The 20,710-nt window shown below is 44.4% G+C and carries 12 protein-coding genes; all 12 read right to left on the reverse strand.

Features of this window, described 5'->3' with window-relative positions; translation table 11 throughout:
- Positions 1 to 34: 34 nt before the first annotated feature.
- Positions 35 to 1,450 (reverse strand): family 43 glycosylhydrolase, encoded by a 1,416-nt coding sequence (locus R2R35_RS07325; RefSeq protein WP_317733850.1) that lies wholly within the window; start codon positions 1,448 to 1,450, stop codon positions 35 to 37.
- A 262-nt stretch (positions 1,451 to 1,712) separates the two neighbouring features.
- Entirely contained in the window at positions 1,713 to 3,497 is a 1,785-nt protein-coding gene (locus R2R35_RS07330) for a sugar ABC transporter substrate-binding protein (protein WP_317733851.1), read from the reverse strand.
- Positions 3,498 to 3,587: 90 nt separating this feature from the next.
- Positions 3,588 to 4,505: a carbohydrate ABC transporter permease gene (locus R2R35_RS07335; protein WP_317733852.1), complete on the reverse strand. Its 918-nt coding sequence runs from the start codon at positions 4,503 to 4,505 to the stop codon at positions 3,588 to 3,590.
- A 17-nt stretch (positions 4,506 to 4,522) separates the two neighbouring features.
- Positions 4,523 to 5,443, reverse strand: coding sequence for an ABC transporter permease subunit (locus tag R2R35_RS07340; RefSeq protein WP_317733853.1), 921 nt, complete (start codon positions 5,441 to 5,443; stop codon positions 4,523 to 4,525).
- Between the two features lie 41 nt (positions 5,444 to 5,484).
- A complete protein-coding gene (locus tag R2R35_RS07345) occupies positions 5,485 to 7,446 on the reverse strand; it encodes a right-handed parallel beta-helix repeat-containing protein (protein WP_317733854.1) in 1,962 nt (653 codons plus the stop codon).
- 696 nt (positions 7,447 to 8,142) lie between these two features.
- Positions 8,143 to 10,488, reverse strand: coding sequence for an alpha/beta hydrolase-fold protein (locus R2R35_RS07350; RefSeq protein ID WP_317733855.1), 2,346 nt, complete (start codon positions 10,486 to 10,488; stop codon positions 8,143 to 8,145).
- 203 nt (positions 10,489 to 10,691) lie between these two features.
- Entirely contained in the window at positions 10,692 to 11,882 is a 1,191-nt protein-coding gene (locus tag R2R35_RS07355) for an MFS transporter (RefSeq protein WP_317733856.1), read from the reverse strand.
- Between the two features lie 10 nt (positions 11,883 to 11,892).
- On the reverse strand, positions 11,893 to 13,065 hold the full coding sequence (locus tag R2R35_RS07360; protein ID WP_317733857.1) for a serine hydrolase domain-containing protein: 1,173 nt from the start codon (positions 13,063 to 13,065) through the stop codon (positions 11,893 to 11,895).
- Entirely contained in the window at positions 13,049 to 15,433 is a 2,385-nt protein-coding gene (locus R2R35_RS07365; RefSeq protein WP_317733858.1) for a glycoside hydrolase family 31 protein, read from the reverse strand. Before R2R35_RS07365 ends, R2R35_RS07360 begins: the two co-directional genes overlap by 17 nt.
- A 201-nt stretch (positions 15,434 to 15,634) precedes the next feature.
- Positions 15,635 to 16,423, reverse strand: a complete 789-nt coding sequence (locus R2R35_RS07370; protein ID WP_317733859.1) for a helix-turn-helix domain-containing protein — start codon at positions 16,421 to 16,423, stop codon at positions 15,635 to 15,637.
- Between the two features lie 312 nt (positions 16,424 to 16,735).
- Positions 16,736 to 18,556 (reverse strand): family 43 glycosylhydrolase, encoded by a 1,821-nt coding sequence (locus R2R35_RS07375; protein WP_317733860.1) that lies wholly within the window; start codon positions 18,554 to 18,556, stop codon positions 16,736 to 16,738.
- A 64-nt stretch (positions 18,557 to 18,620) separates the two neighbouring features.
- Positions 18,621 to 20,606, reverse strand: a complete 1,986-nt coding sequence (locus R2R35_RS07380) for a glycoside hydrolase family 31 protein (protein WP_317733861.1) — start codon at positions 20,604 to 20,606, stop codon at positions 18,621 to 18,623.
- Positions 20,607 to 20,710 lie beyond the last annotated feature (104 nt).

A 20,710-nucleotide genomic window follows, 5' to 3' on the forward strand; every position in this document is an offset into this window, starting at 1 on the left:
TTTCAAAGTAACCTGATAGGCATCCTTTCTCTTTTTAAAATAATGTAAAGGACTTTAAGGCTGCACTGCCCTCTCCACGATAGGTAAGATAAATAGCCTGTATACCATCTGGTATTGAAATATCAGCAGAATATTCTTTCCAGATGTTGCTGTATTCAACCGGTATACTTCCAAGACTTTCTCCATCCCAGGAAACCTTTACCTCAAATTCACCTCTGCAGTATCCTCTTACCTTTATTCCAATCTTGTTGACATCCCTGCATATAAAATATTTAAAGCCCGCTGTAGCAGCTTCTCTCATATTCTGTATATAACCCTCTTCTTCATCACCGTCCCTGCCATCCTGGGTAATTTTCGGGAATCGGCTGTCCATCCACATTCCTCCCGGTGCCGTATACATTTCCTCTACACTGCATAACAAATTACAGGCTATGTAAGCCGGATATTCACCTTTTCCTTCCAATGGTCCGCCATTTAAGCCGCAGGAAGTCATTTCCGGCTGGATAATGCTGCCGTCTTCCCTGAATTGGATGGGTTCTGCACAACCCTGTCTGCTAAAGTTCGTCCCATCAGTATGACGATGATAAAATATATACCACTGACCATTGATATCAATTATACTGCCATGGTTGTTTGAACCGTAATACATGGGTTTACCGGCAGGTTTATAGGAAGAAATATGTAAATCACAGTTGCTGCTTACCACTCCCCTATATACAAAATCCCTGGTAGGTGATTTACTGGTGGCATAACACAATTCATGCATTGCAACAGAGGAATAAATGAAATAATAGGTATCTCCCCTCTTTCGAATAGATGGTGCTTCAAAAAAAGCATGCCCTTCAAAGGAACTCCCTTTGCTAAAGGGCTCGCTGGGAGCAACAAATACTGTCTCCTCCACAATGGTGAGCATATCCTGCCCCAGTACCGTAACCATGGAACCGCTTCTGCTTCTATCTCCCCGGAAGCAGAAACCGGTATATAAATAAGTTCTGTCTCCCTCCCTGTGTACTCCAGGATCGAACTGAGGCTCATCCCCTGTTCTTTCACCTAAGCGTGTTCCGTCAGCGTAATGGACGTAACCATAGAATTCATATGTTCCTGCCGGTTCATTGCAGACGGCAACGGAAACTATGCTGACCTTATCCAGTACGTAATACAGATAATATCGTCCATCCGGACCTACCGTAACATCAGGTGCATAAAGGCACATGCTGCCATCCCGGTTCAGGGGATCTGCCTCCTTTTTATATATCACACCTTCGTAACGCCAGTTGCCCAAATCATCGAGTCCTGCAGACCAGCATACATAATCATTCAGACAATAAGCATTTCCACGAAAACGGTCATGGGAACCGTATACATAAACACGGTCACCAAACACATAAGGTTCACCATCCGGTATATATTCCCATGACGGCAGATAGGGATTAAATGCCTGTTTCTTCAATGTCAATTCCCCTTTCCTTCCGGGTTCCTCCCGATACTTTATGATATCACCAGACCAAAAAGCATGATGACTGAAACTAATTATAGAATACTTCCCTATACCAGACAATGATACATAACCTTGAATCATTGACCTATTCTAAGAACTGCTGCCAGGATATCACGAAGGAGAGAAAAAAAGGGTACACCCGGCTCCTCGGTAAAGCCTTCCGGCTTTTCTGCTGCTGGTGTACCCTTTCTATTCTAAGGATTTGAAACTATTATTATTTCACTGCTGCTTGTCTGGCCTCGATCACTTTCTGGAATTTTGCTTTATCGAAATCTACCAGCTGCTTCCAGTCAAGACCTTCCAACATGGTCTTCATTTCCGTCCACATGGATTGAAACTCTTCTTCGCTGCCTGCAAAAACCATTCTCCAGGAGGTATCGCAGATCAGGCTGGCACACTGGCTTCTGATAAGTGCAACATCCGTAGTATCACTGGGAAGGATAATATTTACATTGGGTACTGGCTTTAGCTGTCCGGTGCTTTCCAGCAATGCCACCTGGTTGGCTGCACCGTATTTCTCGCTCCATTCCTTGGTCATAGTGGTCTTATTAGCCTCCAGATAAGAGCTCCAGTAATTGCTGTTATAGGGTTCTTTTGTATTGGGATTGATGGATACGGAATGCAAAGGCCATTGATTAATCTTACTGTTTCCGTCATCAAATCCACCGCCGCCCCATTCATCGGGTACGGTACGATTCTCCATCAGACCATAGAGACCATCCTCTGTAAGCGTGTACTTGCCGTCCTCTCCTTTTGTGTAGCTCCAGTCAGGGATACCGTCATGAATGAACTGAAGACCTTCCGGGCTGATCAGCCAATCCAGAAATTCAATCGCTCTTGCTCTGTCATTCCCTTCCATATGAGCTCCCAGGGCAAATGCTCTGCCATCTCCGTAATATGAATCGGAGGGCTGATAGAAATTCATGTCTTCAACGGGTGTATAGATGTAAGCATTTCTTTCATTTGCACGGTCCGGAGTATTCCAGAAACCTCTCTGCCAGGAATACCAGAACAGCAATACCTGCTTATTCTTCATTTTTGTACAGGCAGTATCCCAGTTCTGGGTACCGGAATCCGGGTCTACAAGACCTCTCTGATTTGCATCAAAGAAGAATTTCAGCATCTTGTAATATGCGCCATCATCGTCGATAACCTCTTTGATATCCCCGTTATTACCAAGCATAATGGAACCGTTGACCTCATAGCCATACATCTTGGTCAGCTGGGTAGCTGTTTCCATGGTTATCTGTGTACCGCCTTTATCCCAGTCAGGCCACAGAGAAAAAGCATAGTTTGCATCGCCTGCATCGTTAGCAGGATGTGCGGTCTGAATCTTCTGCAGAACATCCAGCAAATCCTCCAGGTTCTTCATTTCAGGAGAACCGATTTCCGTATAATAATCCCAAGGCAGCATTGGACTGATATAAACTTCCGTATCACTGTAAGTGGTGGGTGAGGTATTGGTTATCTGGCAGGGCATACCATAGATTTTGCCTTCACTGTTTCCTTCTAGCCCTGCGTTGTAGGTTTTATACTGGTCATAATACTGATTTAAGTTGGTACTGTTCTGGACATCACTGCTGATATCCGCAATCAGCCCCGCTTTAATACAATCCTGAAGGGGGGAGTTATCAAGCAGTATGATGTCTCCCAGCTTTCCTGCAGCTGTCCGGGTCTGGTACAGAGCCTCTCCGTTACCGGAGGCCTGGGGTGCGATGATATTCAGTTCCAGATTGAATTTATCCTTTATGACTTTTGCAAACCATCCGCTTTGCATACCCTGGTAATTGGCGGCCACATCATAGACCTCAAGGGTAAGCGTCTTCGAGTGATCAATCTCTCCCGATACCGGAGTTGTTGAACTGTCTGTTCCCGACTGGCTGTTTGTGCCTGCCGGAGTATTATTAACCGCATTGTTGCCTTTGGAGCAGCCTGTCACGGCTAAGGAAAGCACACACAAAACTGCCAGTAAACCCTTTACAAGCTTTCTCTTCCTCATAGTAAATCCTCCTCTTATTTATTCTATAAAAAGATGTCTTCATCCTCTTATATTCCATTGAAAATTTAACAGTTAAAGCTCTGGCTTTCTTTAACCCTTTACTGCACCTATCATAATACCCTTGACAAAATACCGTTGGAATATTGGATAGATCAGAAGGATTGGTGCGACAACTAGAATGGTGACCGTCATACGAATGGATGTTGCCGTCTGAACGGTGGCTATACTCTGTGCTACAGCAGAACTGCTGGAGGAATTGACCAGCTGCTTTAAGGAGCTTGCCTGATTGATATACTGGTAAAGGATGAACTGAAGGCTGTACAGCTTATCATCGGTCATTAACAGCAGGGTATCCTGAAAAGCATTCCATTGTCCCACCGCTGCGAAGATTGCTACCGTTGCCATAATTGGCTTGATTACAGGCATAATGACCCGCAGAAATATTTTCATGGTTCCTGCTCCGTCGATTTCCGCTGCCTGCTGCAATTCCTTTGGGATAGACTCCACAAAGGTCTTTGCCAGAATGATATAAAAGGGTGATACAACAGCCGGCAGTATATAACCCCAGAAATTATTTGTCAGATGCAGATTTCGCATGGTCAGGAACCAGGGAATGATACCTGCATTAAAGTACATGGTGATGATTACGAAACGATACCAGAATTTTCTGCACCACATGGTTTCTCTGGTAAACATAAATCCCAAAAAAGCAGTCGTTCCTACTGTAAGCAAGGTGCCAATAACGGTCCTGGCTACTGAAATCACCGCAGCATCCAGTAATCCGGGAATTTTTATAGCTTTCAGATAGTTTTGAATGTGCAGTTCCCTTGGCAGGAAAATAATCAATCCTTTCTGGCTCAATTCGTTGGAGCTGATGGTGTTAATAAAGATATAATAAAACGGATAAATACATATAAATGCAAAGGCAGCGAAAAATACGTAGGTAAGGACACTGATAACCGTATCACCAAAACTTTGTTTTTTTAATCTTTTTCTGATTCCCTTCACCACAACATTCCTCCTTGCTATAAAAAGCTCTCGCCTCTTACCAGTTTTGAAATACCATTTGCCACACTAAGCAGTATAAGGCTGATAATACTTTTCAATATGCTCAGGGCCGTTGCCACGGAATAGCTTCCGCTTCCCATTGCCAGGTTGAACACATAAAGATCCAATACCTGTATCTTTTCCTTGTTAAAGGCATTCTGGAAGACATAATACTGTTCCATACCGTTTGAAAGGAAGCTTGCGATGCTCAACATCAGCAGTACAAAATATGTCGGTAATATACTTGGTATGGTGATATAGCGAATCATCTTCATCCTGGTGGCTCCATCCACCCTGGCGGCTTCAAAGAGTTCTTCGTCAATTCCTGTAATAGCCGCTATATACATAATTGCCGCCCACCCAAGATTTTTCCAGGTTAGCCAGAACCACTGGGTAAGCCAGACATGATCGGAGGCCTGGAGAAATTGAACAGGTTTTTCCAGTATTCCTGTGGATACCAGCAGATGATTTACCACACCGGTATTGTTAAAGATGTTAAAGGCAACAGAATACACCAATACCCAGCTGATAAAGTTCGGAATTGTAGTTACCGTCTGTACGGCTTTTCGAAAGGGAATACACTTTATTTCATTTAAGAATACCGCAAAAATCATGGGAAGCCAGGAAGTTCCAACGGTAATTCCGCTCATGACCAGGGTATTTGTCAGAACGTTTAAAATCTGCTTCGTCTTTACCTGGTTGGAGACAAGGGATTTGAACCATTTAAGTCCTACGAAGCTCTCCATGGTAAGCGGCTGGGGGGGCCTGTAATCAAAGAAGGCATATAACCAGCCATAAAGAGGATAATAGGCAAATACAGCAACCAGCAGGATAAAGGGCAGAATATAAAGGAATTCCTTATAGGATCTCAGTTTCTTTTTATTTTGTAATAGCTTCATGATTTCTCTCCTTGTTTTAGAGTATGAAGTAAAGCCTGTCATTACAGTCTGCGGGGATCGATGGATATTACCTGGTTCTCCAGGAGTTTACCAAACGGCCCGGGTAAACAGGTATCCACCTCTGCCGTATTTCCAAAGAAGTCACTGCCGGTTATATATCTGGTTTTCACCTTACGGATATCTGCGAGGTTTTCCAAATAAGATATTTTCCCGGAATGGCGTCCCGGAAAACCTTTTTGTGCCTCTGCTTTACTGAATTCAAGGGTATACTTCTCCGTATCGAGGTCAACCACCAAACGCCCCTCCTGCCCCTCCAGATCGAGACCGTAGAACTCCTGCCAGGCCTGCAGGTCAAGACATGCGGTGGGGGCGGGGTAGAGTACCCGAAGGTATCCTCCCGGCATGTTCAGATAGAGATTTCCCTCCGACTCATTATGCTCCGTTGGGAATTTCACTGCCGCTTCCTTACAGTCATAAAATATATTATTCCAGATTTTTGCATCTCTGGAGGTTCCTCCTCGTTTCCAGGCTATCCGGAAGGCTACCGTCTTGGCATAATAACCAGCGCTCCGGCATTTTCCAATGAAATTATTCACCATATGGATGTGATCCGTGCCCTCACCATATACGGCATAACCATTGACCACACTCGTTTCCTCCATCTTATACCAGCCGGAGGAACCGGGTTCTGCTGGTATCTGCTTCGGGTCAAAGCGCCCCTCTATATTCCAGAAAATATTATGGTCAATCAGGTTGATGCCATCCCTGCTGCATTCTATAAAAATGGCTTCTCTCTGGTTTATTCCATCCAGAAAGAGATTCTGAGTAATTCGGTTGTTCTCATTCCCCATATCCATCCACAGATGGTCTGCCCCGTGGGTCTTGGTAAAAATATTTCGTCTGATCAGGCTGCCGGTACAGTCATGTACCTTGATTCCTCCTGCCTCCCAGGATAGCTCCATCCTCTGCCAGCCCGTTCCCTCAATGAGGTTGTCTTCCATCAGTATATTTTTTGCAAAGAGCCCGGCTATGCCGCACACTCCGGCATTGAAGATCCGGCACCTTCGAATAATTACCGACCCAATGACCTGTTCCTCGGAAAAAGTGTGATGCCAGCATTCATTGCCGATATCGATTCCCACAGCATTTGACCAGTCTATGGTACAATCTTCGATAATCCAATGATGCCCCCTGAAACAGGAGAGAGCTCCTCTTTGGGGTACCGGTGCGCCTGTAGCCCCATGGGCACAAGTAAGGCCTTTTACTTTAATATAAGATAAAAAGGGAATTTCCGGGGCAAAGCACTGTTCTCTGTTTGTAAGCTCTATGGTGTGCTCCTTGGGATCTCCGTCATCCCAAAGTCTGAAATGTACAGTCTGTCCGTTGGCTTCCACCCAGTAGGAGCCAGGATGGTCTGCAAGCTGATTGAACAGAGAGACCTGATAAAGGGGTTTGCCATCGCAGAAGACCATACCTCTTCGGTTCAGGTAGGTGGTCATATCCGTCTTGTCATATTCTATAAATAACCGGTCATGCAGTATATTCACGGCACAGAAAGGATTATAGCCTTTGAAATCTTCCGGATTCAGTTTTATTTCCCAGATTACAGCCGAACCTTCTTCCTTGAAGCCTTCTGGTGAGAAACGCCGGAGGTTCCAGCCTTCGCTTTTCCTGAATTGTTTAACCTCCACAGAAGCTTTGATAAGGACCTCTCCATCTCCATATGCTTCATAGGAAATCATTTTATGTATTCCTTCTCCGCCTCTGGCCGGACGGACACATTCTCTGTAAACTCCTCCATGAATCCATATCCGGGTACCCGGATATGCTCTGGCAGCCGCTGCATTGATTGTCTTCAGAGGCTGCCCTGGACTTCCGTCATTTTCATCCGAGGCAGCAGGATGTTTCTCATCCACATGAAGTTCTGTGTCGTACTCCTGCTCCATTTCCCATAAGTCAAAATAACTTCCGTCCGGTAACTGCAAAGTCCTGTCCTGAGCCATATACTCCTCCCATTCCTGTCACTGATATGCTGTCTTCATATTGTTTGCTATCTTCGTGTTGTTTGCTGTCTCTGTGTAGTTTGCTATCTCCGTTTTGATTGCTGTTTCCGTGTTGATTGCTGTTTCCGTGTTGATTGCTATCTACGTATTAATGCTATCTACGTTTTAATCGCTATCTACGTTTTAATCGCTGTCTACGTTTTAATCGCTGTCTACGTTTAATCGCTGACTACGTTTTAATCGCTGTCTACGTTTTAATCGCTGTCTAATCGCTGTTTTCCTATGCTAATTAAGATATCAGAATTTTATTTTATACATTGTATCCAAATCATTATGTAAAACAGGTAACTTTCTCATCAAATAGCAATAATTAAGAAACTAACCCACAAAACATTTGTGTATTTTGTTTAATAATTATATTATATATAACAAATCATTATGAAACAATGATATATACTCATGTTAATATGAACTATATTAAGGTATAAAAACTTAGGTCACTGTTAGATTTATGTTACTTTAGCCCTACCTCTTTTTACTGTACCATTGCAAGGATAACCAAAACAAAGAGAACAGCCTTATGAACAGGCTGTTCTCTTTGTTATATTATATTATTTTCGCATAGACACTGTTTCGCAAGACCAGTTGGAATCTTCTCCTTCGTCACCTTTACATAACATAAGCTCCTTAGCCCAATCAAAAGAAGACTTTCTGCAGGAAATCAGCAGCACAATGCCGCCAGAAGGTCCAGTCGTGATATCCTTTGTCAAAGAAAGTTACCAATGGTATTCCATAACCCTTCACTTCTTCTGCATTTTTGAGGGTCTCCTCATAAAATCCCTCCTGCTTACCGCAGGCTACATAAAGCAGTTTAAAGACCTCCTGAAAGGCAGCAGGGTCCTGAAGCAGCCGCCTGTAATCCTCCTCCTTGTTCTGAAGAACCAGACCTCCGCTGAAAATGCCAGCCCAGGCAAATTGCTCTGTATTGTGGAACACGGTTCGCTGGGTCTGCATTCCGCCCATGGATAAACCTGCCATGGCCCTATGCTCTCTGTCAGCCAAGGTTCGATAGTGTCTGTCGATAAAGGGTATACAGTCCTTTACCACTTCCTCTCCTACGGAGCCCAAAAGAGGATGACTTGTGCCGTCGGGCCGGAAGCTGTATCCGGTGTTCATGACTACGATCATTTCTTTGGCTTTATTCTCCGCCAGCAGATTATCCAGAATATTGCATATTTTCCCCTGCCAGATCCAGCCGATTTCATTTTCTCCGCCGCCATGCTGCAGATAAAGAACGGGATACCTTTTCTCCGTCTCTTTCTCGTATCCCGGCGGAGTATAAACATAGCACATTTTCATACGGCCAGTTTGGGAGGATCGATAATAATTCATATGTACGCTTCCGTGGGGCACGGACTTTAACAGATACAGGTCAAAGTCCGGCTCCGGCATCTCAAGGAAGTTTATAGGCTTAAAGCAACCGTAACCTACCGGTGCCAAAGGATTGATTACAGGTACTCCGTTTACAAAATATTCATGGTAATGGAATCCCAGTTCAATCCCCTCAGCTCTTCCCTGCCAATAACCTTCTTCTCCCAGGGTACCTTGTGCTTTTTCCAGCAGGACCCGTTCCATTCCAAGGATCTGAACCTCTACTTTTTTCGCTCCGGGTGCTTTAAAATAAAATCCTACCCTTCCCGGTTCCTCAATTACCACCCCGGGCTGCAGATTCTTATAACGTCCCGCCGGTCTTCCCTTTTCATCTACTTCAAAGATTACCCCCTTGTATACCGGGTCAAAGAACAGAGGCTGCATTTCATAGGTCTGTCTGGTAGAAATCTCACTCTCAGTGTTTTCAGGCTCGTATGACATTTGTTTGGAATATAGCAGATCCTCATCCGGTGAATCCGTCCTTTCTTCTCGAAAGATCTTCTGTACGAAAGCAGCAAGGCTTTTTCTCCATACATGCCATTCATGGTAGCCTTGAAAAGCCAAAGTGTCACAGGCAAATCCCTCCGCTCTGAGCTTATCCCGATATAGCTCCTGCTGGGGAAGAAGTCCTGTTTCTCCTTCTCCTGCGGATAAAAGAACATAAAAAGGGTATTTCTCTCCTCTCTCCGAGAGACTGTCCAGTTCCTCAATGGCAACTCCTGAAAATACCCCCAGAGCAGAGAACAGTTCCGGATGTCTGGCTGCTGTAAGAGAAGCCTGGGCGGAACCCAGGGACAAACCGGCAATGGCTCTGTTCTCCCTGCCTCTTTTGACCCTGAATTTCTCCTGAATAAAAGGTATCACATCCTCTGTCAGCTCTCTGTCAAAATCACCTGGATAAAAAACCGGGTCCTCTCCTTCCTTAAAAGCATAACCACTGCACATAACCACCAGCATTTCTCTGCATTTTCCTTCTGCCAGCAGATTATCCAGGATAAAATTCAATTTCCCGTTCCATAGCCAGCCGGTCTCATTTTCACCCACACCATGCTGGACATAGAGCACGGGGTAGGTTCTTTCCGGCTGCTTTTGATAACCCGGCGGAGTGTAGATATAGCAGTTCTTTACATGACCGTTCACACGGGAACGGTACAATTCCAGTCTCACCTCTCCATGGGGAACCTCTTTCAGGAAATAAAAATCCTCTTTCCCTTCCGGCACCTCAAAGAAATTAATGGGCTCAAAGCACCCGTAACAAAATGCTCCCAGAGAATTTCTTACCTGTATGCCGTCCACGAACCAGTTATGATAATGAAATCCCGGCAGGATACCCGAAACCTTCACGGAAAAATAACCGTCTCCTTCTGACTTCAGCTCTACTGGTTCCCGGCTCATGGTACCGCTGATTCCCGCAACTGTGACCTTTTCAGCTCCCGGTGCATAATAACAGAACTCCACCTCTCCGTTTTCATAGACTCTGACCCCTTCTCTGGCAGGTACATAATGCATACTTTCCAAACCATTTCCGCCTTCCCGGAACGCAACCTTTTGATTCAGTGGATCAAAAAATAACTGGTGACAGGATACTGCCTGATTTTCTAATTTCTTCATATCTACCTTCTCCTTTTGATATTAAGAATTTATTTGTATGTTAAAAATAGGCTCTTTCATAAACTGATATTACTTTATCCTTTATGGGTTTATGCAAAAAGCCAGCGTGCTTCTTTCAGTAAAACATCCTAAAGCATAGCAGCCTAAACCATAACAAGCTAAAGTACAGTAGTCTAAAGTTTAACAGCCTAAAGTACAGTAGCTTAAATCCCCGCAGCTTCGCTGACCAACCTTCTGTTCTTTGCCTCATAGAGGTTAAAAACCAGGATTCCTAAAAGCATCAGGACTGCCGTACCAAGATACATCCATCGATAGCTGTAAGCTTCCGAGATTCTTCCCCCCAGTACCGGTCCCAGCCCCTGACCGATATCTGCACCGATAAAGTAGGTACTGGTTGCAATTCCGACCCTTGCAGGCTCTACCTTCCGGATACAGGCCGATTGCAGTGAAATCTGACCGCCCCCCTGACCGGCTGCTTTTAAGACTCCTGCTGCCAGAAATAGCAGAAGCCCCTGGGAAATACCGAGAAAGAACATGGAAACCGCGGTAAGCGCCAGCGAAATATTCACGATAATCCCAAGGCCAATCCTGTCGATCACCCTGCCCATCAGCAGCCGCATCACCAGAAGTACCACCGCATTAACCGTAAAGAAAATGCCGATACCGGAGATATTCCTCTCCTCTCCCACAAGCACCAGAAATGAAGTGGTAACACCATTTCCTAATGAAAACAAGCCTCCAACCAAAGCATATACCAGACACTCCTTCGCCAGAATATTCTTTCTGCTAAAGGGCCTTTTCTCCTTAAAAGCCTTCTCAGTTCCTGGTTTTCTCCTTTTTATCAGAAGCAAGAGTCCCACTGACAATAAGGTTAAACCAGCAATTAGAAAGAACAGGGATTGATATCCCAAACGTCCTTTTATGGCAATACCGGCATTGGGTCCAATAATCTGAGCAACAATCTGACCCAGTCCGAAATATCCAATACCTTCTCCCAGACGCTTTTCCGGCAGGACTTCACTTATCAGTACAAGAATGGCAGTACCATTGATTCCAAAGGCCATACCATGGAGAATACGGAAAAAGAGCATGACAGCGATGTTGGGTGCTATGGCATACCCTGCAAAGGACACTCCCATAAGCAGAGTGGAAAGAAGGCAGATATTTCTTTTGTCCAGAATATCCAGTGCCATTCCGCTAAAAGGTCTGATTACAAGTGCCGACAGGGAAAAAATCCCCGACAGGGTTCCTGCAAGGGTAAGCCCTGCACCCAGTGTTACCGCATAAGGGGATATAATGGTCGCAATCATACTATACCCCAGAGCTGTCAGCAGATTTATACAAGTCAGCAGTATGTAAGTGAGGCTGAACAGCCTTTGATTATCTTTATCCACATTCTCCCCCTTATCTTAGCAGGCCGTAGGCGGCAGCACGTATACGTGGATGATAATATTCCTCTTTGCTTGGAATCAGGTTATGCATATACACAATAGACAGTCCCTCCTCCGGATCGGCCTCACACCAGGTTCCGAAACCTCCTGTCCAGCCAAAAGCCTGTAAGCTTCCGTTATGATGGCCTGCTCCCTGATTTAGCAGCGTCCGCACTCCATATCCATAGCCATAACCGGCATTGTATCCATTGCTGAACTCCTTTAACTGTTCCTGGCTCAGAACATTGGTCCTCATCAGATCTATGGTCTTCCTGCCCATAAGCCGTTTCCCCTTATACTCACCGCCATTGGCAAGCATCTGAGCCATCTTCGAATAATCATTGACTGTAGAGAACAGCCTTGCCCACCCGCATTGATGTTCAGGCCCGGGAATATGCTTCTCATCAAATGGTGTAACCGCAGGAATCAGTTCCCCTTCTTCTGTTCTCTGATATAACGTTACCATCCGCTCCTGTATGTCTCCAAAATAATGAGCTCCTGTATCATTCATATCCAAAGGCTCGAACAACAGCTCACGAAATGCATCTTCAATGGCTTTGCCGCAGACTGCTTCCACAACTCCAGCTGCCAGTTCACTGGAGAAGCCATAGAGCCAATGCTCTCCCGGCTCAAAAGCAAGAGGGACTTCTGCCATTACAGCAATATGTTCCCGGAGGGTATAATGTCCCTTTTCCCATAAGGGCTTCATGCATTTTTCCATTGCCTTAAGCACCGGTTCTTCGGAACCAGAAGGAAAATTACAATAGGGAAGCCCACATCGCATGGTAAGTAAATCACTGATGTTTATGGGTCGGAGAGTGGGCTGTATTGTAAAAGAACCATCCGGATGCCTTACAATCCTTTTGCTGTCCTTCCATTCGGGAAAATAGTCTGAAACGGGGTCTGTCAATAGAAATTTCCCTCTCTCATAGAGCATCATAAGAACGGTATACAAAGGCAGCTTGGACAGAGATGCCTGTCGGAAAACGGATGCTTTGCTGACCTTCTTTCCTGATGTTATATCACTGCAGCCGAAATAACCTTCATACAAGGTTATCCCACGCTGTTTTATTTCCAATCCGCAGCCTGACAGCCCTTTCTCCACGAAGCTTCTGAGCAGGCAGTCGATATCAGTTACATTTGACATAAGCTTCTTCTCCCTTATAAGTAATATTATTTATCTCACTAACTTTTCCATCCTCGATAAATCTCACCCTGAAATCTGTCTGATATGGATAACTCCCCTCTGCTTTTCCAAAGGTCAGCATCCTTTCTTTGTCCCGGTAGGATAAGGGAATGCAGGAGTAGTTACCATTTTCATAGGAATAATTATCTCCTTCATCGTTATACAGTCTGAACGCACCATCCGCTCCCATATACACCAGCAGCTCCGATACCATTCCTCCGTATTCCTCTGCATATTTCCCAGGTACAGACAGTGGGAGAATCGACCCGCTTCTTACAAAGACCGGTATGATATCCAGCTCCGCTGCCGCCACTATGGTCTGCCCGCCCTCATAACTCCTTCCAGTCCAGTAATCATACCAAAGAGCTTTGGCAGGCAGATATACTTCTCGTTCTTTGGGTATAGCCTTTAAGGGTTGGCTGTCGGCCCCGTAATACATAGGCACCGTAACCGGACAGATCAGCAAAGCTCTTCCAAATAAATAGGAATCACTGAGCTCTTTCACATTTTTATCCTCCGGAAAATCAAACAACAGACTGCGTATCATGACTGCATTGTCAAAATGAACTGCCGCTGCCAGAGAGTAAATATAGGGAAGCAGCTGATAACGCAATCGGATAAATTTTACGATTATGTCATAGAACCTTTCTCCCGGAGAACCAAAATTCCAGGGTTCCCTGGGTGTATCGGTGCCGTGCGCACGAAACATCGGCAGGAAGGTCCCATATTGAAACCACCTTATGTATAGTTCCCTGTAGCCCAGATCATGTACACCGTCATTATAGTCTCCGTCCCAGAACCAAAGCTTATTGGGATTTCCACTGCTTCCGCAGCCTCTGTTCTCCCATTTATCCTTCACCGTAAAGAAAGCACCGATATCCAGCGTCCAATATGGGATGCCGGTCATGGAAATCTTTATTCCTTCCGTAATCTGTTTCTTTAAGGTAGACCATTTCGCACTGATGTCTCCGGACCAGAGAATGGTTCCGTACTTCTGACCTGATACACAGGAGGACCTGGTCAGATTAACCACCCGTTTTGCCCCGGTGCAACGACGCCAGTTCTCATAAATTCCTTTTGCATGGAGCAGCCCAAAGCTGTTAAGCCGGGTCCATTCAATGGACTTTTTGGCTTCCTCTGTTACCAGCCTGAAACGCTGTTCCTCTTCCTTTTTCTTCTCTCCGTTCCAATCCGAGTCGGTAAAAGGCTCTGAATTATCACACCACCAGGCATCTGTTCCGGACTGAAACCACTCCTCTTCACACTGTTTCCAATAAATCTCCCTGGCGGTCTCATCATATGCATTGTAAATCGAGGAGTTTGGGAGGAGGAGATTCTTTTCTTTGAATTCCCCCAGGTTCTTACCCCCTTCCGACATATTGGGCCAGATGGAAACCATGAGTTTTACCTGCTGCTTGTGGAGATCGTCAATCAGTTTCCTGGTATCAGGATACCTTCTTTTATCCGTTGTCTTTTCCCCCCACAAACCATTTTCCCAAGTCAGCCAGTCCTGCACAATACAATCCAGGGGTATTCCAAGCTCACGAAAATGCTTTACCACCTCCAGAAGTTCCTCTGCGGATTGATAACGTTCCTTGCTCTGAATATATCCGAAAGCCCACCTTGGCAGCAGGGGTGCTCTGCCTGTAAGCTCACGCAGCGACTTTTGAATTTCTTCCAGATTTTTACCAGTTATAATATAATAAGACAGGTACTTGACCGTATCTATTGTAAAATGGACCCTGTTGTCTTCACTTTCAAAGGTCATAGCACTTTCCGAATCAATAAAAATACCATAATTACGTGAAGAAAGCAGCACAGGCATGCTGATTTTCATATTAGCCTGAAACAGATACTCTTTCTGGTTCCGGTAATTATATATTCCATCCTCGTGCTGCCCGAGCCCATAAAGACACTCCTCTCCTGATATTTCAAAGGTCAGTCTGCCTTCATAGGCCTCTCCTGCATATTCCTCTCCGACCGTATCGAGATAGGTTACCTCTCCGTTTGCTGTATGTTTTTGGCGGAAGGCGGAGGTCTCTGCTTTTTGATATCGATAGATTTTCTTCTCTATAAGACTGTGTCCCACCTCTTTTACTGCAACTTCCCCCTGGTTATTCCAAATAAGCAGGCTGCCATCCTCAGAATACTCCGGTTCATTCACAGGTTCTCTGCCGGTATCTTTTTCTTCTATCTTTTCAACCAGGATACTTTCTATAGGCTCTTCCTGAATACAGGTGTGAACGATATGAAGGATATTTTTGTTCACCCTTTTTATACCGGTAAACAGCTCCCTTTCGCTGCTGCCATTTTTTATTTCTGAATACATAAAGGTCTCTCCTCTACTATCTATATTTAGACGAAATTACTGCATTTTAATATCCAATCTGGAGAGTCAAAAGTTTTGGTTGGCTTAACTTTTGACTCTCCAGTATCCAATAAATAGAATTATAAATTAATGGTAAAAGTCTTACAATGATGTATCAAATCAATTAATTGATGTATCCTATTATTTATGAAACTCCTGCTCTTACTTATTTTGCAGAGGAGGTATTGCATGGGGAAGTTTTCGGAATTGGTTTGGCGTGACTCCGGTAGTCTTCTTGAATTGACGAAAAAAATGTTCAATGTTGCGGTATCCGCATAAGGTTATAATCTCAGCTATTGTGTACTGATCGTATACCAGGTATTTTTTGGCCAGATTGATCCTGCTGTTGATAACATCCTCCATACAGGTAACACCAAAAGTATTCTTATAAATATCCTGCATATAACCAACACTGATATTCAGTTTCTCCGCCATTTTGCTGACAGTCCATTCCTCATAGGGTCTGTGATAGATGTCCATTTTCAGTTCCTTTAGATTCTTTAACAAAGGTGTCACTGTTTTATAATCATAGGATTCCAATAATTTGTTGAACAATATTCGAAAAAGATTGTCAATGGTTATATCCTTAAAGCTGTTATTCAAAATGTGTTCCGTAACCAGCAATTGGTATAACTTATGACAGTAAGAGGGATCGTGTATCTGAAATGGTACCCCGCACTGTATCGGGGTTGTTATGACATAATTTTCATCGGTATAAAAACGGATCCAGTCATTGGCATACCTTTCTCCACAGGCACGGTAGTATATCCTTTGCTTTGGCTTGTACAGTATGGCACAGTTTGAAGGATATTCCCGGCAGGTATTCTCCACCATAAATACAGCAGGAGTCTGGGTCAGCAATAGCAACCAGCAATCATGCCCTTCCGGTATGTCAAAAACAAAATCACTTGTATGAGAAGCATCGTATTCTGTATAATCAATGTGTATCATTTCCTTCCTCCCTATATCATCGGTTAATGACCTCTGATTGCCCTTGCGTTGATATCTCTATTCTAACATAAACAGATAGTGAAATAAAATAGTTAATTTATTGATTAAACAAAATGAACCTCACGTGTAATTCCCCCTCAGCGTCTTAAAAGGAATCTCTTGTACTCTGCTATTAAAGCATTAAGTCCGCAGAAGAAAAAAGAAAGAAGAGCCCTTTGCTTCTCTGTCCAACCTGAGAAATTACCGGATTGTATCAGCAACAGAATACGCTTGCTGATACTGGACAGAAAAGAGAACTCTTCTTTTGTATATTTACTCTACTATTATTTTTATCGATATTTCTTCTAAGTCTTTGCTCAGCTCCCTTTCTCCTGCCAGGTCAAACACGGGACGTCCTTTCCTGTCAAAATGCACCCGGTGCATTGCCGTACATCTCTTTCCAAAGGGAACCAGTTCGGTTTCACCGTGATACAGAATCCAGGTACTTCCATCGTAATCCCGGAAGAAGGAATTATGTCCAGGGCCATACACGCCTTCAATGGAATAATAGGATAAGACAGGAGTGGTAGCCTTCTTCCAGGCTGCTGCATCCAGATAATCGCTTCCCACCGGAATACTCAATAAGCCCAGAGCGTAGGTATACCCACAGGCAGCTCCGCCTGAGTAGGCAATGTAAACCATATCCTCCGTAAGAAGCGGGTATGGTCCTTCGTTATTTATTGTTCCCTGTATGTTTTCCCAGCCATAAAGAGGTCTGGTCAATAACACTGGCTCGCTGGTCAGCACCGTTGGTTTCGACTCATCAACGGACGCAATATAGATCATGGAGCCTGTATCCATAGGTGTTCCGATTCCTTTCCGGTAAGACCAGAGGACGCAGACCTTTCCACCGGCATTGAAGTAAGTCATATCCAGGGTAATACCATCTTCTGCCAGATAGCTGCCGTCTGCTCTTCTTACCCTTACAGGTTCTTCCCAATCCTCTGAACGCAGGATATCTCCGCCCCTTTTCAGCTTCATCATATGACACTGGGGACTCCACTGCTTTCCGCTAACTGCAAAGAGTATATAAAGGTCCTCTCCGATGCAATGGAATTCCGGTGCCCAAAAGGTCTGAACAAAATTCTTCTCTTCGTTTTCGTCCAATATCAATACTTCCTTATAACCCTCTGCGAACAACCCCTCTACGTTCTCCGCTTCCCGTACAAAAATACCGATATCATTTTTATTGTCGTTGGTGGCTACGTAATAATATTTCCCCTTCCAGGGTAAGATTACAGGATCAGCATATCCGCAGGCCAAAGGAAAAGGATATTCCTTCCGGCGGACTTTTCCGGAAAGCTCATAGGTTCCGGGTGTAGAAAAATCAATTTTTTCGTAATCCCAGTCCACCTGTTTTTCGGCAATAGAACCATCGGAATAAACTGCTGACGCTTTTATATCCCTTACTTCATTCAGAGTATTTGCTTTTAAGCAGTCCACAACTTTGATTTCTGTATGCTGCAGGGGACTCCACCTGGAACTTATATGGTTTCCGGTTTCCCAGTCAACCTCTATACTATTTCCGGGATTCACTCCTGGTTGAAAGGCCTCTGGAGATATCCTCTCATCTTCCGTTATTTCCTCCGGTTCTGAGATACTGCCGGGCTCTGATAAATCTGTTAAGGTATTTCGATAGGATTTTCCCTTGCTGTCTTTCCATCTTATTTCATAAATCTTTTCTTCCGGAAGATAGCGGCACTGCACCTCTTTTACATACTCCTCCTTATGCAGCTTAAGCAATTGCTCTTCCCTGAAATCCGTCAGGTCATCGGATTGCCAGAAAAGGACATGTCCTCTGCTTTCCGGATCTGCCTCTCCCTGGCCGGTAACTCTTACTGCCAGAATACCAAAGGAACCCTCTGCCCCTTGAAACAAATAAGGGTTCTTTAAACCTTTTTCCTTTATTACATTGTCCTCATTGATGGTAGCTTTGGCAAAAAGTATGCCATAATTCCTGTTCAGGGGTTGAAACCTCTCCTCCCCTTTCTTACAGGCCAGATGAATGCTGTTACTTAAAGACTCCGTATAATCCTTCTCCGGGTCTCTGGTATAAACCATTATCTCCATAGCTTTCTCATATTGCTTCGTCATGCTTACCTCCAAACTTATTTAAGAATATTCCCTCATTTTTCCCTGCCGTTTTTAACAATTGCGTCTATAGGATATCAAACACAGAAAGAACATCGCTTCCTTCTTTTACAAATGCAATAAACTCATACAATTCAGCCCTGCAGCTTATCTGCTGTTTTCCGCTGTAGACTTTTTTGTCTAGTACCTGAATCCAGTTACCTTCGGGCAGATAAACTTCACGTTCCACCTGTCCCTGATTTACAATAGGTGCAAAAAGTATCTCCTCCCCATACATGTACTGGTCCTCCAGTTTATAACATATCTCATCGTTGTAATAATCGAAGAACATGGGGCGCATAATGGGTTTTCCTGACTCGCTGGCAATGTCCATATATTTCTGGGTATAGGGTTTCATTCGCTCCCTGATTTCAATGAGTTTCTTTAGCTCCGGATAATTCTCCTCTCCAAAGCACCAGATTTCATTATCACCGCCACTTGGCTCAATGATTCCCGGATGACGGGGTTTATGATTCTTTGAGCGGCTGCGTGAACCATGTAGTCTCATAATAGGGCTAAACAGACCAAACTGGAACCAGCGGACAACCAGCTCTCTAAAATAGTCACTTTCAATATCACCGCTAAAGAATCCGCCGATATCCGAATTCCACCAGGGAATCCCGCACATTGCCATGGACAATCCACTCTTGATACTCATTCGGAGAGCTTCAAAGGTGGACATGATATCACCATTCCAGACAGCAGAACCATATTTCTGACTTCCGGGGTAAGCTGCCCTGGTAAGGGAAATGACTTTCTCTTCTCCAACTTCCTTTAAGCCATCGTAGAACATTTTTGAATAATAATAAGGATACAGCATGGCTGTCTGGGCACCGTTTCCAAGATGGAACTTCAGGTGTCCGAACTGCTGGGGATGTACCTCAGGTTCTGCTTCATCCAGCCAGAAATTTCTTATACCATAACTGTAATAATTCTGCTTGACCTTGTCCCATACAAATTTGGCTGTCTTAGGATTCATGGGATCGATGAAGGTTTGCTGCCCGTAGAAATCAAAGGTGCCATATTGTCCGTTTTCTGTACGCACCAGCATATTGCCTTCGCTCATCTCAAGATAATTTTCACTGTTGGGATTGATGGTTGGCCAGATGGAAACAATCGGTTCAATGTTCATTTGTCTTAATTCTTCACACATGGCTTTTGGGTCTGGCCAGTACTTCGGGTCAAATTTCCATTCCCCCTGCTCTGTCCAGTGGAAATAATCGATAACAATAGCATCAATGGGGATACCTCTTTTCTTATATTCCCTTGCTGCCTCCAGTAAATCCTCCTGTGTCTCATAACGAAGCTTACATTGCCAGAAACCGGCTGCCCATTCTGGAAAAGCAGGCGCATAACCGGTCAGATCACAATAGATCTTCATGACCTCTGCGGGGGTATCACCGGCATATACCAGATAATCTGCCTGATAAGCACTATCCGATACCCACAGGGTATGGTTATTGGTAAGCTCACATCTGCCGGGAGATGGGTTGTTCCAGAAAAATCCATATCCCAAAGAGGAATACACCACTGGCAATGTGGATTTTGTATTGTAATGTAAGAGATTACAGGTACTTCCCTTACGGTCGAACTGATCCTCCTGTTCCTGACCCAGTCCGTAAAAATGCTCTCCTTTATTTGCATCGAAAATCACCTTGACCTGATAATGGTCTCCTTCCCGATGCATGTTCCTGGTGGTATAGTCACCTTCATATTTCGTGTGCAGAATCTGCGTTCCGTTACGATAATAAGTGATTACGCCCCCATGCCATATATTCCCTGCTTCAATTTTCGCAGAAACCTTACCATTGGTTATGGTAGCCACACTTTCATCTCCGCTGACCACGCAGCTGTCTGCGGCTGTCTGCGGCAGCAGTGTCCAGGACTCCTCTGAAATCTTTGCATTTTTTGTTGTTCGGCAGCGCAGGCAGTTGTTGCCGTATGCTTCAATAACCGTAAGCTCATCTTTTCTTTCAAATACCAGTTTATCCTTATATAATTCTATTTTACCCATAACTTCCTCCTTGTCGCGAATCCTTCTTGCTGCTTATATGTCCAGTTTAGTATAGACGAAAAGCCAAAAGATTACTTTAGATATCTTCACCTAAGTTGATACTA

The organism is Anaerocolumna sp. AGMB13020 (assembly GCF_033100115.1).
Lineage (GTDB): Bacteria > Bacillota > Clostridia > Lachnospirales > Lachnospiraceae > Anaerocolumna.